15 protein-coding genes and 1 tRNA gene are annotated in these 16,116 nt (G+C 65.0%); 14 read left to right on the top strand and 2 right to left on the bottom strand.

Annotation, left to right across the window (positions count from 1 at the left end; genetic code table 11):
• Window positions 1-10: 10 nt before the first annotated feature.
• Complete coding sequence (locus tag ACLQ3I_RS22485; RefSeq protein WP_425804904.1) at window positions 11-379, top strand: hypothetical protein; 369 nt, start codon at window positions 11-13, stop codon at window positions 377-379.
• Window positions 380-511: 132 nt separating this feature from the next.
• On the opposite strand, the gene ACLQ3I_RS22480 is transcribed toward ACLQ3I_RS22485, so the two are convergent.
• The gene (locus ACLQ3I_RS22480) at window positions 512-709 is read right to left on the bottom strand and encodes a helix-turn-helix transcriptional regulator (RefSeq protein WP_425804901.1); all 198 of its coding nucleotides are present in this window, start codon (window positions 707-709) and stop codon (window positions 512-514) included.
• Between the two features lie 174 nt (window positions 710-883).
• Here ACLQ3I_RS22480 and ACLQ3I_RS22475 point away from each other — a divergent pair, with 174 nt between their 5' ends.
• Window positions 884-2,071, top strand: a complete 1,188-nt coding sequence (locus tag ACLQ3I_RS22475) for a tyrosine-type recombinase/integrase (protein WP_425804897.1) — start codon at window positions 884-886, stop codon at window positions 2,069-2,071.
• 145 nt (window positions 2,072-2,216) lie between these two features.
• Here the strand turns inward: ACLQ3I_RS22475 and ACLQ3I_RS22470 are convergent.
• A tRNA-Leu gene (locus ACLQ3I_RS22470) sits at window positions 2,217-2,293 on the bottom strand.
• Window positions 2,294-2,434: 141 nt separating this feature from the next.
• On the opposite strand from ACLQ3I_RS22470, the gene ACLQ3I_RS22465 reads away from it, so the two are divergent.
• The 12 genes from ACLQ3I_RS22465 to ACLQ3I_RS22410 all read left to right on the top strand — a co-directional run bounded on the left by ACLQ3I_RS22465 (window position 2,435) and on the right by ACLQ3I_RS22410 (window position 16,009).
• Complete coding sequence (locus tag ACLQ3I_RS22465) at window positions 2,435-3,061, top strand: ANTAR domain-containing response regulator (protein ID WP_425794846.1); 627 nt, start codon at window positions 2,435-2,437, stop codon at window positions 3,059-3,061.
• A gap of 198 nt (window positions 3,062-3,259) precedes the next feature.
• Window positions 3,260-4,492, top strand: coding sequence for a branched-chain amino acid ABC transporter substrate-binding protein (locus ACLQ3I_RS22460; protein WP_425794845.1), 1,233 nt, complete (start codon window positions 3,260-3,262; stop codon window positions 4,490-4,492).
• 83 nt (window positions 4,493-4,575) lie between these two features.
• Window positions 4,576-5,616 carry a branched-chain amino acid ABC transporter permease gene (locus ACLQ3I_RS22455; RefSeq protein WP_425794844.1) on the top strand — a complete coding sequence of 347 codons (1,041 nt, stop codon included), beginning with the start codon at window positions 4,576-4,578 and terminating at the stop codon, window positions 5,614-5,616.
• Window positions 5,613-6,842 (top strand): branched-chain amino acid ABC transporter permease, encoded by a 1,230-nt coding sequence (locus ACLQ3I_RS22450; protein ID WP_425804895.1) that lies wholly within the window; start codon window positions 5,613-5,615, stop codon window positions 6,840-6,842. The genes ACLQ3I_RS22455 and ACLQ3I_RS22450 overlap by 4 nt, the downstream gene beginning before the upstream one ends.
• Window positions 6,839-7,813 carry an ABC transporter ATP-binding protein gene (locus tag ACLQ3I_RS22445; RefSeq protein ID WP_425794842.1) on the top strand — a complete coding sequence of 325 codons (975 nt, stop codon included), beginning with the start codon at window positions 6,839-6,841 and terminating at the stop codon, window positions 7,811-7,813. Before ACLQ3I_RS22450 ends, ACLQ3I_RS22445 begins: the two co-directional genes overlap by 4 nt.
• The gene (locus ACLQ3I_RS22440) at window positions 7,797-8,591 is read left to right on the top strand and encodes an ABC transporter ATP-binding protein (RefSeq protein ID WP_425794840.1); all 795 of its coding nucleotides are present in this window, start codon (window positions 7,797-7,799) and stop codon (window positions 8,589-8,591) included. The genes ACLQ3I_RS22445 and ACLQ3I_RS22440 overlap by 17 nt, the downstream gene beginning before the upstream one ends.
• Before the next feature lie 39 nt (window positions 8,592-8,630).
• Complete coding sequence (locus ACLQ3I_RS22435; protein WP_425794838.1) at window positions 8,631-9,200, top strand: GNAT family N-acetyltransferase; 570 nt, start codon at window positions 8,631-8,633, stop codon at window positions 9,198-9,200.
• Between the two features lie 189 nt (window positions 9,201-9,389).
• On the top strand, window positions 9,390-12,134 hold the full coding sequence (polA, locus tag ACLQ3I_RS22430; protein ID WP_425804893.1) for a DNA polymerase I: 2,745 nt from the start codon (window positions 9,390-9,392) through the stop codon (window positions 12,132-12,134).
• Window positions 12,113-13,186 carry an isocitrate/isopropylmalate dehydrogenase family protein gene (locus tag ACLQ3I_RS22425; RefSeq protein WP_425804890.1) on the top strand — a complete coding sequence of 358 codons (1,074 nt, stop codon included), beginning with the start codon at window positions 12,113-12,115 and terminating at the stop codon, window positions 13,184-13,186. The genes polA and ACLQ3I_RS22425 overlap by 22 nt, the downstream gene beginning before the upstream one ends.
• A gap of 182 nt (window positions 13,187-13,368) precedes the next feature.
• A complete protein-coding gene (locus ACLQ3I_RS22420; protein WP_425804887.1) occupies window positions 13,369-14,283 on the top strand; it encodes an ABC transporter substrate-binding protein in 915 nt (304 codons plus the stop codon).
• 3 nt (window positions 14,284-14,286) lie between these two features.
• Complete coding sequence (locus ACLQ3I_RS22415; protein WP_425804884.1) at window positions 14,287-15,249, top strand: amino acid ABC transporter permease; 963 nt, start codon at window positions 14,287-14,289, stop codon at window positions 15,247-15,249.
• The gene (locus ACLQ3I_RS22410) at window positions 15,236-16,009 is read left to right on the top strand and encodes an amino acid ABC transporter ATP-binding protein (RefSeq protein WP_425794830.1); all 774 of its coding nucleotides are present in this window, start codon (window positions 15,236-15,238) and stop codon (window positions 16,007-16,009) included. Before ACLQ3I_RS22415 ends, ACLQ3I_RS22410 begins: the two co-directional genes overlap by 14 nt.
• Window positions 16,010-16,116: the final 107 nt, after the last annotated feature.

The raw sequence follows: 16,116 nt of genomic DNA, 5'->3' as shown, positions 1-16,116 counted from the left end.
GGAGTAGGCCATGGCCTCCACCTACACCGACGCCCACCGCAACGCCTGCGCCGACGCTCTCGCAGCGCTCGGCAATCGCATTGGGCTCTACACTGCCGACGGAGTCCGGGTCGGCACTGTCTACGGCGACACCACCTGGGGCACCGCCTCGAAGGTCACCGAAGATGGATATGACTGGGCCAAGAAGACCGGGAGTACTGTTGCGCTCACCGTGCCCGCGGTGACTGTGCCCAATGGCACAGTCATCGCCAAGTACGGCGTCCACAGCGGTTCGACACTGCTGCGCACCGAGGACCTCCCGGTCTCCCTCGTCGTCAACGACGGAACCCAATCGTTCAGCGTCGACGTCACGCCGATCCTGCGCTTCCGGGGGCTGTGACAACTACTCCTGCGCTTCGAGGTCGACCCCGCTGTGTCGACGACCGAGCTGAACTCGTCAGAGAAGCCCCGAGCGATCACAACCTGTGATCGCTCGGGGCTTCTTCGCGTTCTAGGTCGCGTCGGCCCGCGCTCACACAAGGACCTCGCCACGAATGGTAGCCGTCTCCTGGGCTGCGATCCATCGGTCAATCTCGTCGCACCGGTAGTGAACTCGCCGACCGATCTTGAATGATGCGGGGCCACCGTTGATGTGGCGCCACCATCGCAAGGTGGCCTCGGGGATGCCGTACTTCAGCGCGACCTCAGAGGTTGAGAGTGTTTCCCGCATAGGGTGTTTGGCTCCTGCCGTTTGCTTCGTTGGTGTCGTTGTCGACGCTACTGTGACGGGGCTTCGGGGAAGGGGGTCTGCGTCCGCTGGATCAGTGTCTCGTCGCCGGCCGGATCGCGTGGGATGCGACAGCAGATCAACTGGACGGGTTTGCTACGGGTAGACTGCGTACCCATGGCGGCAAAGCGAAGTCAGAGAGCGGCAGTCCAGGACCTGTGGCTCACTCGGGACAAGGTGAAGACCAAGAGGCATGGGCGCGGACTGAGATACCGCGCAGTGTGGGTTACGCCAGACGGCAAGGAGAACACGAAGGGGTTCCGCACAAAGGCTGACGCGCAGAACTTCCTGGACGAAAACACGGCGGCGGTGAAGACAGGCACGTGGGTCGATCCGGCGAAGTCGGCGAGGGCCTTCGGCGAGGTCGCGGAGGAGTGGCTGGCGGGCAAGAAGGCCAGCACGAAGCCGAAGACGTACGCCGGGTATCGGTCCATCCTTGACACTGTGGTGTTCCCGCGATGGGAGAAGACCGCGGTCGGCGACATCACGTTCGGTGAGTTACAAGCGTGGATCTCAGGTCTTGGGGAGGCTGGAGGCTCGGCGCGGTTCGCGAAGCGGGGTCTATCCGCCTCACGGATTGTCCAAACCCATCAGTGCATGGGGGCGGTGTTCAAGTACGCGGCCAGGCTAGAACTAGTCAGACAGTCGCCGACCGACGGTATCGAGCTGCCACGGAAGCCCAGAGCGGGTGTGGATCAGACGTACCTCACTCACGCGCAGCTACGGGCGCTTGCCGGCGAGATAGGGGAACGATTCGGCGTCTTGGTTCTTGTCCTCGGGTACTGCGGGTTGCGCTTCGGTGAGGCCGCCGCGCTCCGGATCGGCTCCGTCGACGTTGATTCGGGCCGAATCAGCGTGACGACGTCGGTTACGAATGTGACAGGGCAGGGCCTTGTGGAGGGGGCGCCGAAGACGCATGCGCGTCGGTCGGTGCCGATCCCCGGGCTTGTTCTGGAGCCGTTGAGGAGGCACATTGAAAGTCGCGGCAGGGCGGAACTGGTGTGGCCCGGCGACGATCCCACGGCAGATGAACCATGGATCACCAACGGCAAGCTGCGGTGGTCCTGGGACGCGGCTATCGAGCGGCGCCAAGCGGACGACGTTGAGTTTCCGTCCGTCACGCCTCATGATCTCCGGCATACGTGCGCTTCTCTTGCGATCAGCGCAGGCGCCAACGTGAAGGCGCTGCAGACGCTACTGGGGCATGAGACGGCGACGATGACCCTGGATCGATACGGCCACCTCATGCCATCTGATCTCGACGCTGTCGCGGAGGCCATGAACACGGCAGCCTTGGCCTCGTGAGGGAGTGAAGTCGGGCGCAAGTACCCAGTACGACCGTTGGCCGTACTGGGTACTTGCGGGCAACGCTGGCGTACCCACTGCGTACCGAAAGGTGGCACAAATAAAAGCGGGCCAGAGGAGAAACCGCCTCTGACCTGCTCTTATCTGGTGCCCTCGGTGAGACTCGAACTCACACTGGACGGGTTTTGAATCCGTTGCCTCTGCCAATTGGGCTACGAGGGCATCTGCAGTCAGCCGGCGTGGCGCGGCTGCCGCGAGAGTCCACTTTAGATGATCGGCCGAGCGACCGGCCACCCGGTACGCTGCTCGCATCAGCGCTTGTAGGTTCGCGCTGGTCGTGGCTAGTTCGAAGCGGAGGAGGGGATGGTGACGGTGGCAGACAGGGCTGCGGATCGGACCGGCGAACAGGCGACAACCCATCGGGTGCTCGTCGCCGAAGACGACTCGCTGATCCGGATGGATCTCATCGAGATGCTCCGTGAAGAGGGCTACGAGGTCGTCGGAGAGGCCCCGAACGGACAGGTCGCGGTCGAGCTGACGGAGAGCCTGACGCCGGACCTGGTGATCATGGACGTGAAGATGCCGGTTCGAGACGGGATCGATGCGGCGTCCGAGATCGCGCAGAAGAAGCTGGCGGCCGTGGTGATGCTGACGGCGTTCAGCCAGCGCGAGTTCATCGAGAAGGCGCGTGACGCCGGTGCGATGGCCTATCTGGTCAAGCCGTTCACCAAGGCCGATCTGGTTCCGGCGATCGAGGTGGCGGTGAGCCGCTACAACGAGGTGGCTGCGCTCGAGAAAGAGGTCGCCACGATGGGCGACCGTCTGGAGACCCGCAAACTGGTCGAACGCGCCAAGGGCCTCCTGATGGAAAAGCAGTCACTCTCAGAGCCCGAGGCGTTCAAGTGGATTCAGCGCGCCGCGATGGACCGTCGCACGACGATGAAGGCGGTCGCTCTGGTGGTCGTCGAGACTCTGGGCCCCGACAGCTGACGGTCACGGCGCCCGCGCCGTTAAATCTGTGAAAACACGCCCCGGGCCATCATGGACGTTTGGCTCCAATCCATCGCGGGCGCCGTGGTTTCGGACTATGTTTTCTCAAGGTCTCCTCAGCAGATCTCTTGGCGCAGTCGATCGGTCCAGAGCGGGTCGACGTCACGCCGGGTGGGTGGGAAGTGAAGAGGTAAGAGAATGCATCGTCGTGTGGCGACAGGTGCTCTCGCGCTGGCGATGGCGAGCGTGCTCGCCGTATCAGCGTGTAGCAGCAAATCCAGCGACTCCGGGACCGAATCCGGTTCCAGCGGTTCGGCTGCCGCGAGTTCCGGTCTCGAGATCGCGCCCCTGGCTCAGATCGACACCCAGGGCAATGAGGTCCAGGGTGCCACAGAGTCGGCAGCCCTCAGTCCGGCCGGTGACGGCCAGGCCCAATGCCCCCAGACGACAATCGCGATGGCGGGCGCTCTGACCGGCGCGGATGCTGCGCTCGGCATCAACATCAAGAACGGTGCGCAGCTCGCGGTCGACGAGCACAACAAGGCGAACCCGAACTGCCAGATCACGCTGAAGCCCTTCGACACCGAGGGTGACCCCCAGAAGGCCACCCAGGTCGCACCTCAGATCGCCAACGACGACGCCATCGTCGGCCTGATCGGTCCCGCCTTCTCCGGTGAGACCAAGGCGACCGGGGGCATCTTCAACCAGGCCGGACTGGTTTCGGTGACCGCCTCCGCCACCAACCCGACCCTCACCGACAACGGTTGGAAGACCTTCTTCCGCGGTCTCGCCAACGACGACGTGCAAGGCCCGGCGGTCGCGAAATACCTGACCGGCACGATGGGCAAGAAAAAGGTCTGTGTCATCAAGGACGACACCGACTACGGTGTCGGACTGGCGAAGGCGATGACCCAATCGCTCGGATCGGCAGCCGACGCCTCCTGCTCCGGCGACGTCAAGAAGGGTGATCGCGAGTTCTCGGCGATCATCTCGAAGGTCACCGCCGCCAACCCGGACGCGATCTTCTATTCGGGTTATTACGCCGAGGCAGCTCCGCTGGCCCAACAGCTGAAGACCGCGGGCTCACAGGCCACCTTCGTCTCGGGTGACGGCGCCAACGACCCGCAGTTCACCGCCCAGGCCGGAGACAGTGCCAAGGGCGCGATCCTCTCGTGCCCGTGCGGTCCCGCACCGTCGCAGTTCAAGAAGGACTACCAGGCGGCCTTCAACCAGGCACCCGGTGTCTACTCGGTCGAGGCCTACGATCTCGCCGCGATCCTGATGAAGGGGATCAACGAGGGCAAGCGCACCCGCCCCGAGCTGCTGTCGTTCGTCCGTAGCTACAAGGGGCCGGGCCTGGCGCGCGAATACCAGTGGAGCCCCACCGGCGAGCTGACGTCCTCGCTGATCTGGGTATACGACGTCAAGTAAGACACAACCATCACGGTGCGTCCGGGCACATCAGCCCGGACGCGCCGTGGTCTGTGGGGGATTCTCGTGGCTGAAAGGCACGCATGATCGTGTACTCGATGGCCGAGACGGCGTCGGTGGCAGCGACCATCAACTTCGATCTAGGCGCGCTCAAGAACGGCTTCTGGGGCCTGACGATCGAGGGGCTCACCTATGGTGCGATCTACGCACTCGTCGCGGTGGGTTACACCCTCGTCTACGGCGTGCTGCGACTGATCAACTTCGCACACTCCGAAGTCTTCATGCTCGGTATGTTCGGCCAGTACATCGGCCTGTTGCTGCTCGGCTTCACCCCGTCGGGCAACACCTACTCCGAGGGCACGGTCATGACAGTCCTCTACCTGCTCTTGGCGGGGCTGTGCGGGATGGCCGTATCGGGTAGTGCCGCGGTCGGTTTGGAGTTCGTCGCCTACCGGCCGCTGCGGAAACGCAAGGCGAAACCGCTCGCCTTTCTGATCACGGCGATCGGTATGTCGTTCGTGTTGCAGGAGTTCGTGCACTACGTGTTGCCGAAGCTGCCCATCGATCCGCCGCTGGGCGGTTCGAGCGCGCAGCCCACGATCCGACTCGTAGAGCCGGTCAAGGAGTTCAGCATCTTCGGGGCGCCCGTCTACAACCTGACGCTGATCATCATCATCTCGGCGTTGGTGTTGGCACTCGGGACCGACTACATGATCAACCGCACGCGACTGGGCCGCGGAATCCAGTCGGTCGCGCAAGATCCCGACGCCGCGTTGCTGATGGGTGTGTCGCGTGAACGCATCATCATGGTCACCTTCCTGATCGGTGGCCTGCTCGCGGGGGCGGCGGCGTTGCTCTACACGCTGCGCGTCCCGACGAACATCGTCTATTACGGCGGTTTCATCCTCGGTATCAAGGCGTTCTGTGCCGCGGTCCTCGGCGGCATCGGAAACGTGCGGGGTGCGCTGGTCGGCGGACTTCTGCTCGGTGTCATGGAAAACTATGGATCGGTGGTGCTCGGCAACCAGTGGCGGGACGTCGTCGCCTTCGTCCTGCTCATCCTGGTGCTGATGTTCCGCCCGACGGGCATCCTCGGTGAGAAGCTCGGGAAGGCACGGGTATGACGACTCAGCAGCCCGCAGGCGCCTCGGTGCCCGACGACCCGAACGCGCCCCCACCTCGTGGTGTCGGCGATGCGATCCGGACCTGGTGGAACGGCCTACCCCGCGTCATGCAATGGCTCGTGGGCGTGCCCGCGATCATCGTGATCGGTCTGCTCCCCGTCGTCAATCCGCCGCTGATCACCACCACGGCAACCGATTTCGGTGTGGTCATGGCGACCTTCGCGATGACCGCTCTGATCGCCATCGGCCTGAATGTGGTGGTCGGGCAGACCGGCCTGCTCGACCTCGGATACGTCGGCTTCTACGCGGTCGGCGCCTACGTCGTGGCGCTGATGACCAGCCCCGCCAGCCCGCTGTGGAACAGCATCGATCACGGGATCTTCTCCGGGCCGTGGGGATGGCTGGCCTGCGTGCCGTTGGCCATCATCATCACAGGGCTCACCGGCGTCATCCTGGGCACCCCGACGCTGCGTGTCCGCGGTGACTACCTCGCCATCGTCACCCTCGGTTTCGGTGAGATCGTCCGGCTCCTCGCCGACAATCTCGGCGACGTCACCAACGGGGCCTCCGGGCTGCAGGGCGTGCTGTTCCCCGAGGTCGGACAGAACGACGCACACCCCGACGGCGTGTTCTCGAGCGCCAACAACGCCGGCACCCTGAACTACGGCGTGTGGTGGTATTGGCTGGGCATCGCACTCGTGATCCTGGTCCTCATCATCATCGGCAATCTCGAACGCAGTCGGGTCGGCCGCTCATGGGTGGCGATCCGCGAAGACGAGGACGCCGCCGAGATGATGGGCGTGCCGACCTTCAAATACAAGCTCTGGGCCTTCGTCATCGGTGCAGGGATCGGCGGCCTCTCGGGTGCCGTCTACGCCGGCCAGGTGCAGTACGTCGACCCGAAGGCATTCACGGTCATCAACTCGATGCTCTTCCTGTGTGCGGTGGTCCTGGGCGGGCAGGGCAATAAACTCGGCGTGATCGCCGGGGCATTCCTGGTCGTCTACCTGCCCGCACGCGTCCAGGGGGTCGAGATCGGCGGCCAGTCGCTCAGCGAGTTCAAGTACCTGTTCTTCGGGATCGCACTCGTGGTGTTGATGGTCTTCCGCCCGCAGGGACTGTTCCCGGCCAGAGCCCGGTTGATCACCTTCGGCCGGCGGATCTACGGAGCGGTGAAACGTGCGCCGAGCAGTGGGCGGACCCGCGGTGAGGAGGTGGAGGCGTGAGCAGGCACCGTGAGCCCGACGACCCGGGAACGGGCGCAGGCGGTGTCCCGGACCATGACGAGCAGATCGCTGAGGCCGTCGCGGACCCGTCGGCCACCGCCATCGTCGATCCGGCAGCCATCGACCCCGACCTAGCCGATCCCGAAGCGGTCGCCGAGGCTGTTGCGCCCCAACGTGACATCGCCACCGCGACCGGCGAATCGCTGCTCGAAGTCAAGGGCCTGACCGTCGAGTTCGGTGGCCTCGCGGCCCTCGACGACGTCACCTTCGACATCAAGCGCGGCGAGATCCTGGGCCTCATCGGCCCGAACGGGGCCGGTAAGACCACCTGCTTCAACGCGATCACCGGGGTCTATCGGCCGACCCGTGGCACGGTCACCTTCGACGGCGCGCCGCTCGGGAAGATGAAGCAGCACAAGATCACCCGACGTGGCATCGCCCGCACCTTCCAGAATGTCCGGCTGTGGGGGGAGATGACCGCGCTCGAGAACGTCTGCGTCGGTACCGATGCCCGGCACAAGACGTCGGTGGTCGGTGGCATCTTCCGCACTCCCCGCCACTACCGGGAAGAACGCGATGCCGTGGACCGCGGCATGGCGCTGCTCGAGTTCGTCGGCATCGGACCGAGGGCCGCGGAGAAGGCATCCAATCTGCCGTATGGCGACCAGCGGCGCCTCGAGATCGCCCGGGCGATGGCGACGGAGCCCAAATTGCTCTGCCTCGACGAACCGGCCGCCGGATTCAACCCCAGCGAAAAGACCGCCTTGATGGGGCTGATCCAGAAGATCCGCGACGACGGGTACACGGTGCTCCTCATCGAGCACGACATGCGTCTGGTGATGGGGGTGACCGACCGTATCGTCGTCTTGGAGTTCGGTCGCAAGATCGCCGACGGGTCACCGCGGGAAGTCCGCGACAACCCGGCCGTCGTTGCCGCCTACCTGGGAGTCCCCGATGACGAATCCGCCTGAGTCCACCCCGCCTGAATCCACCTCGCCGGGGGACACCCCGGATGCGCCGTCGACGTCGACCCCGGTCCTCGAACTACGCGATGTGGTGATCCATTACGGACGGATCCGGGCACTGCACGGCATCTCGCTGCATGTGGGCGCCGGGGAGTTGGTCACGCTGCTGGGGGCGAACGGTGCCGGCAAGTCGACCACGATGCGGGGCATCTCCGGACTCAATCGACTGACCGAAGGTGACATTCTCTTCGACGGTGAGTCGATCGCCGGCCTCGCAGCGCACCAGCGGGTCAAGCGCGGCATCATCCAGGTGCCCGAGGGACGTCGGATATTCCCCGGGATGACGGTGCTGGAGAACCTCGACATGGGTTGCTATGGCCGGAAGTTCACTTCCAAGGCGGCCTATCAGGAGTCGCTCGAACACGTCTTCGATCTCTTCCCGAGACTCGGCGAGCGCCGGAAACAGTTCGGCGGCACCATGTCCGGCGGTGAGCAACAGATGCTGGCGATCGGTCGCGCGCTGATGGCCCGGCCCAAACTGCTGCTGCTCGACGAGCCGTCGATGGGGTTGGCGCCGATGGTGATCCAGCAGATCTTCCGCATCATCGCGCAGATCAACTCCGAGGGCACCACCATCCTGCTGGTCGAGCAGAATGCCCAGCAGGCACTGAGTAGGTCGACGCGCGGCTACATCCTGGAGACGGGCGTGATCACGAAGGAGGGCGAGGGCAAAGACCTCCTCGTCGACGACGCGGTGCGTGAGGCATATCTGGGTGTCGCCTGACCCTGTCGGCGACGACGGCACATCGTCTAGGCTCGGCCCATGCCGGCCATCGCAGTCACATCGAGTCACGACCGGGACCTGGTGAGTTCGCTGCTCGCGCAGGCCTTCGTGGAGGATCCGGTCATCCGCTGGCTGCGCCCCGACGCGAGGCACGACAAGCAGATCTTCCATACCTTGCTGCGATGGGTCCACGGCGACGCGGCGTCGATCGATCTGGCGACGCGCGACGGGGTCCCGATCGGTGCCGCGGTATGGGACGCGCCCGGCCATCGTCTGACTACCACCCAACAGATCGGTTCGGTCGTGGGGTTCGTCCGAGCGCTGCGCGGGCGGATCCGTTACGGCTCGATCCTGGAGCAGGAGTTCGGCAAGCTACGTCCCAAGGAACCGCACTGGTACCTGGGTCAGGTCGGTGCCGCGGTCAAGGGCGTCGGGGTCGGGAGTGCACTGCTGACCGCAGGACTGGACCGCGTCGACGCACCTGCCTACCTGGAGAGTTCGAACGAGGCCAACATCCCGCTCTATGAGCGATACGGATTCGTGGTCACCACCGAGGTCACGTTGCCCTACGGCGGTCCGACGGTCTGGCCGATGTATCGGCGAGGCTGAACATCCATGCCGAGTGCGTAGTCACCCGCGCACGCAACCAACCGCGCACCCAGCAAACAACCGCGCGTGTCGCGACCTGCGCGGATGCGCAGTGGGTGCGCGCCTTCGTGATCTTGTCGGCGCCGCCGGGGTATCGACGCGGCCGCACACCCCCTCGAGCTGTCGGGCGGTGTCACTAGACTCGCTGGGGTGAGTCCCGCGAAGAGTTCGACCGCCCCCGCGAAAACCTCGTCAGGGAAGGAACGCAAGCCGGTCCTGATGCTGCTCGACGGACACTCGTTGGCTTATCGGGCGTTCTTCGCGCTCCCGGCCGAGAACTTCAAGACGGCGACCGGTCAGACCACCAACGCCGTCTACGGCTTCACGTCGATGCTGATCAACCTGCTGCGCGACGAGGAGCCGACCCACGTCGCCGCGGCCTTCGACGTGTCACGCAAGACGTTCCGCTCCGAGATGTTCCCCGAGTACAAGGCCCAGCGCTCGAAGTCCCCGGACGAGTTCAATGGGCAGGTCGACCTCACGAAGGAGGTTCTCGGCGCACTGGGTATCCCGGTGATGGCCATCGACGGTTACGAGGCTGACGACATCATTGCGACGCTGGCGACACAGGCCGAGGCCGAGGGTTACCAGGTCCTGGTGGTGACCGGAGACCGTGATTCGCTGCAGCTCGTCGACGATTCGGTGACGGTGCTCTACCCGAAGAAGGGCGTCTCGGAACTGACCCGGTTCACCCCGGACGAGGTCGAGAAGAAGTACGGCCTCACCCCCACGCAGTACCCCGACTACGCGGCGCTACGCGGCGATCCCAGTGACAATCTGCCCGGCATCCCCGGCGTGGGGGAGAAGACCGCGTCGAAGTGGATTCGCGAATACGGGTCGCTGGCCTCTCTGGTCGACCACGTCGACGAGGTGAAGGGGAAGGTCGGTGACGCGTTGCGCGCCCACCTGGCCTCGGTGCAGACCAACCGACAACTCACCGAACTCGTGCGCGACATGCAGCTCCCCGCCCGACCCGACGAACTGGCGATGGTCGGCTGGGACCGGGATCGTATCCATCAGCTGTTCGACGACCTCGAATTCCGCGTTCTCCGCGACCGGTTGTTCTCGACGTTGAGTTCGGTTGAGCCCGAGGCGGAATCGGGTTTCGACCTCGACGGGACCATCCTCGGTGCGGGCGAGATCCGCGCATGGTTGGACGAGCACACCACGACCGGGCGCAGCGGCGTGGCCGTGACGTCGCCACACCAGGTGGTGGGCGCCGATGCCACCGGCATCGCCGTCGCCGCTGCCGACGGGACATCGGCCTACCTGGATGTCACCGTGCTCGACGCCGACGACGAGCAGGCGCTGGGGGAGTGGCTCGCAGACACCGATCGGCCCAAGGCGCTGCATGAGGTGAAGTGGGCGATCCACGCCGTACGGGCGCGCGGCTGGACTCTCGCGGGCGTCACCAGTGACACCTCGCTGGCGGCCTATCTCGTCCGCCCCGGGCAGCGCACCTTCAATCTCGACGACCTCACCCTGCGCTATCTGCGTCGCGAACTCCGCGACGACGCGGCGCCCGACGACGGGCAGATGTCACTGCTCGACGAGGACGCGGGCGATGCGAAGCATGCCGAGCATCAGATGCTGGAGGCGCGGGCGGTCGCCGAACTCGCCGACACCCTGGATACCGAGCTCGAGCAGATCGATTCGAAGCCGCTGCTGACCGAGATGGAGCTGCCGCTGCTGTTCGTGCTCGCCCAGCTCGAGGCGGCCGGGATCGCGGTGGACGTCGACCACTTCGGTGAGCTGGAAAGTGACTTCGCCCAACGCATCCGCACCGCGGCCGACGCCGCATACGACGTGATCGGCGAGCAGATCAACCTCGGTTCGCCGAAGCAACTGCAGACGGTGCTGTTCGACAAGCTCGACATGCCGAAGACCAAAAAGACCAAGACCGGCTACACCACCGACGCAGACGCACTGCAGAGCCTGTACGAGAAGACCGAGCATCCCTTCCTCGCGCATCTGCTCGAGCACCGTGACGCGACCCGGTTGAAGGTAACCGTCGACGGTCTCCTCAAATCCGTGGCCGACGACGGACGCGTCCACACGACGTTCAACCAGACCGTCGCCGCGACGGGCCGGCTGTCGTCGACCGAGCCCAACCTGCAGAACATCCCGGTCCGGACCGAGGCGGGGCGGCAGATCCGCAAGGGTTTCATCGTCGGCGCCGATTCCGCGGGTACCGGCTACGACTGTCTGATGACCGCGGACTACAGCCAGATCGAGATGCGCATCATGGCGCATCTCTCGGAGGACGCCGGGCTGATCGAGGCCTTCAACACCGGCGAGGATCTGCACAACTTCGTGGGATCGCGGGCGTTCGGGGTGCCGATCGACGAGGTCACCACCGAGATGCGCCACCGGGTCAAGGCGATGTCGTACGGCCTCGCATACGGGCTCAGTGCGTTCGGTCTCGCCGCACAGTTGAAGATCAGCCGCGACGACGCCAAGGAACAGATGGAGGCGTACTTCGCGCGGTTCGGTGGTGTCCGTGACTACCTGCACGACGTCGTCGCCGAGGCCCGGCGCAACGAGTACACGGCCACGTTGTTCGGCCGGCGTCGGTATCTGCCGGATCTCAACAGCGACAACTGGCAACGGCGTCAGTCCGCGGAGCGGATGGCGCTCAACGCTCCCATCCAGGGCACCGCGGCCGACATCATCAAGGTCGCGATGATCAACGTCTACGGACGTCTCGAGCGTGAGGAACTGCGGTCGCGCGTGCTCCTGCAGGTCCACGACGAACTGGTCGTCGAGGTTGCCGAGGGTGAACGCGACGCGATCGAGGCTGTCGTCCGCGAGGAGATGGGCAGCGCGATCACTCTGTCTGTCCCACTGGAGGTCTCGGTCGGGTTCGGTCGTTCATGGGACGACGCGGCGCACTGATGACGCGCATCGGGGTGTTGACCGGCGACGGCATCGGACCCGAGATCGTGCCGGCTGCCATCGCAGTCGCCGACGCCGCAGCCGGTGCCGAGGGCATCGGTGTCGAGTGGGTCGACCTGCCCTTCGGGCGCACCGCGATCGACAGTCACGACAACCCGGTTCCCGACGAGACATTGTGCGCTCTCGACGAACTCGACGTGTGGGTGATGGGACCGCACGACTCCGCGAGTTATCCGGCACCGCATTCCCAGCGGACTCCCGGCGCGGTGATCCGCACCCGCTACGAGCTGTTCGCCAATCTTCGGCCTGCGCGCGCCTTCCGTGGAGTGCGTGCCACCGCGAGGGACATCGACGTGCTGATCGTCCGGGAGAACACCGAAGGGCTCTATGCCGACCGCAACATGTTCGCCGGCAGCGGTGAGTTCATGCCAACGCCCGACGTGGCGCTCGCGGTCGGGATGATCACGCGAAAAGCATCGGAACGGATCGCCCGGATGGCCTTCGAAGCGGCGTGCGAGCGGTCGTCGCACGTGACGATCGTGCACAAGGCAAATGTCCTGCGGCTCACCACAGGACTCTTTCGCGACGTGTGTCGGGAGGTGGCCGCCGACTTCCCCGATGTGGTCGTCGACGAACAGCACGTCGACGCGATGGCCGCGCACCTCGTCCGTCGCCCATCCGACTTCGACGTGATCGTCACCGAGAATCTCTTCGGCGACATCCTTTCTGATCTTGCGGGCGAGCTGGCCGGCTCGCTGGGCCTGGCTGCGTCGGTGAACTGTTCGGACACCAAGGTGATGGCACAGGCCACGCACGGCGCGGCCCCTGACATCGCCGGCCGCGGGCTGGCGAACCCGGTCGCCATGATCCTGTCGACGGCAATGGCGGTGCGCAGACATGGAGTCGCGTCATCCGATGGTGGGCTCGTCGCGGTGGCGGGCCGGATGGAAGCGGCGGTCGCCGACACACTCGCGCAGTCGACGGCCACGGCAGATCTCGGCGGCACGGCGAGGACCCGTGAGTTCACGGAAGCAGTTGTCGAGCGGGTCTGAGGTCCAGCTCCCCTTCGCGTGATCGCGTGGCCTCACCCGGGCATCCGGTAAATCTCTGGTAACTAGCCGGTGGATCGGCTGGGTAGCCATTAAGTTCGTCATGTGCGTCGACGACGGCCGCCTGTGCTGTCGTGCGCCGAACATGCAGATGCATGGAGAATTGTGAACAGATGGGGTGTCTGATGCGTTTTCTGCGATCGTCCCGACTGGGTGGAGTGTTGGTAGCACTCTTCGCGGTCCTGGCTCTCGCCCTGGCGGGGTGTTCCAACAACGAGGATTCCGAGTCGTCGGGTCCGGCGTCGTCGTCGGCGAAGGTGGAGGCGGCCAAGGTCCAGGGGATCGCCGACATGGTGCCCGACAAGATCAAGCAGTCCGGCCAGCTGATCGTCGGCGTCAACGTGCCCTACCAGCCCAACGAGTTCAAGGACCCCAGCGGCAACATCGTCGGCTACGACGTCGATCTGATGAACGCGATCGGCGGCGTCCTCGGCCTGAGCCCGGTGTTCAAGGAAGCCGACTTCGACAAGATCATCCCGGCCGTGCAGCAGGGTACGTACAACGTGGGCATGTCGTCGTTCACCGACAGCAAGGAGCGCGAGAAGCAGGTCGACTTCGTGACCTACTACAGCGCGGGCATCCAGTGGGCCCAGCAGAAGGGCGGGTCCATCGATCCGAACAACGCGTGCGGAAAGCGTGTCGCCGTGCAGTCGACCACCGTCGAGGACACCGACGAGGTCCCTGCCAAGATCAAGGCGTGCACCGACGCGGGTAAGCCCGCCATCCAGAAGGTCAAGTTCGATTCGCAGGACGAGGCCGTCAACGCGCTGGTGCTGGGCAAGGTCGACGCGATGTCCGCGGATTCGCCGGTGACCGCCTATGCGATCAAGCGATCCGACGGCGCACTCGAGCCCGCCGGCGGAGTCTTCGAATCTGCTCCGTACGGCTACCCGGTGGCCAAGGGATCGCCGCTCGCCGAGGCGCTGCGCCAGGCCGTCCAGCACCTGATCGACAACGGTCAGTACAAGCAGATCGCCGAGAACTGGGGCGTGCAGTCGGGCACCATCCCGAACGCGGTGATCAACGGCGCGGTCAGCTAGGCAGTGAGCTCTCCGTCCACGGGTCCGCAACCGACGGGGGCCGACCCCAGCGATCCGGACCCGATCAAGGCTGTGCCCCTGCGTCATCCCGGTCAGTGGGCCGCCGCGGCGATCGTCCTGGTGGTGGCCGCGCTGTTCGTCTACGGCGCGGCCACCAACGCGGCATACGCGTGGGACACCTATGCCAAGTACCTGTTCGACACACGCATACTGTCCGGAGTCTGGTACACGCTCGCGCTGACCGTGCTCGCGATGCTCATAGCGATCATCTTGGGTGTCCTGCTGGCGATCATGCGACTGTCCCCGAACCCGGTACTCCGGTACACCGCGTGGGTCTACCTATGGGTGTTCCGAGGAACGCCGGTGTACGTGCAGTTGGTGTTCTGGGGACTGTTCCCGTCGATCTACAAGCAGATCGACCTGGGTGTCCCGTTCGTGTACCAGTTCGCGCACTTCGACATCCAGTCGCTCAACGCCGCCTTCACCTTCGCGATGATCGGTCTCGCCCTCAACGAGGCCGCCTACATGGCCGAGATCGTCCGGGCCGGTGTGTCCTCGGTCGGCGAGGGACAGTCCGAGGCATCGGTTGCGCTGGGCATGTCGTGGGCCCAGACGATGCGTCGGACCGTGCTGCCCCAGGCAATGCGTGTGATCATCCCGCCCACCGGCAACGAGGTGATCAGCATGCTCAAGACGACCAGCCTCGTGGCGGCGGTGCCGTTCACCGGTGAGGTCTACGGTCGCGCCCGCGACATCTCGGGCGTCAACTTCCAGCCGATCCCGCTGCTGATGGTGGCGTCGACCTGGTATCTGATCGTGACGAGCGTGTTGATGGTCGGCCAGTACTACCTGGAGCGCTATTACTCGAAGGGGGCGAGCAAACAGATGACCGCCCGGCAGCTGAAGGCCATGGCCGCCGTGCAGAATGCGCCGATCATGGATGGGGAGAGCGATGAGCGTCGTTGAGCGCCCGATGGTGCAGGCGGACCGGGTCTGCAAGAACTTCGGTTCGCTGCAGGTCCTCAAGGGCATCACGTTGGAGGTCGGCCGCGGTGAGGTGCTCTGCCTCATCGGTCCGTCGGGCTCCGGGAAGTCGACGTTCCTGCGATGTGTCAATCATCTCGAGGTCGTCAATGCGGGCCGACTCTACGTCGACGGGGATCTCATCGGCTATCAAGAGCGCGGTGACAAGCTCCACGAGATGAGTCCGAAAGATGCCGCCAAGCAGCGCCGCGACATCGGCATGGTGTTCCAGCATTTCAACCTGTTTCCACATCGGACCGCGTTGGAGAACGTGATCGAGGCGCCGACGCAGGTGAAGAAGCAGAGCAAGAAGGACGCCATCGAGCGGGCGCGATATCTGCTCGACCGGGTCGGTTTGTCGGAGAAGGCAGACACCTACCCGGCGCAGCTGTCGGGCGGACAGCAACAACGCGTCGCGATCGCCCGTGCGTTGGCCATGGAGCCGAAGCTCATGCTGTTCGACGAGCCGACCTCGGCGTTGGATCCGGAGCTCGTCGGGGAGGTGCTGGGCGTGATGCGCGAGTTGGCCGCCACCGGCATGACGATGGTGGTGGTGACCCACGAGATGGGCTTCGCGCGGGAGGTCGCCGACCAGTTGGTGTTCATGGACGCCGGTGTCGTGGTGGAACAGGGTGTTCCCCGGGAAGTGCTGTCGAATCCGCAGCACGAGCGGACGAAGGGATTCCTGTCGAAGTTGTTGTGAGCGTTGCGTGTCGGACGTCAGCCACCTCGAATCAGTGACACCACCCTGGATCCGAACCAAGGTGGTGTCACGGATTTGAGGTGGCTGAGTTCGCGGCGCTTCCGGGG

This window comes from Gordonia sp. DT101, from assembly GCF_049844895.1.
Taxonomy (GTDB): Bacteria; Actinomycetota; Actinomycetes; order Mycobacteriales; family Mycobacteriaceae; genus Gordonia.
This window is presented reverse-complemented; position numbering and strand designations above follow the sequence as displayed.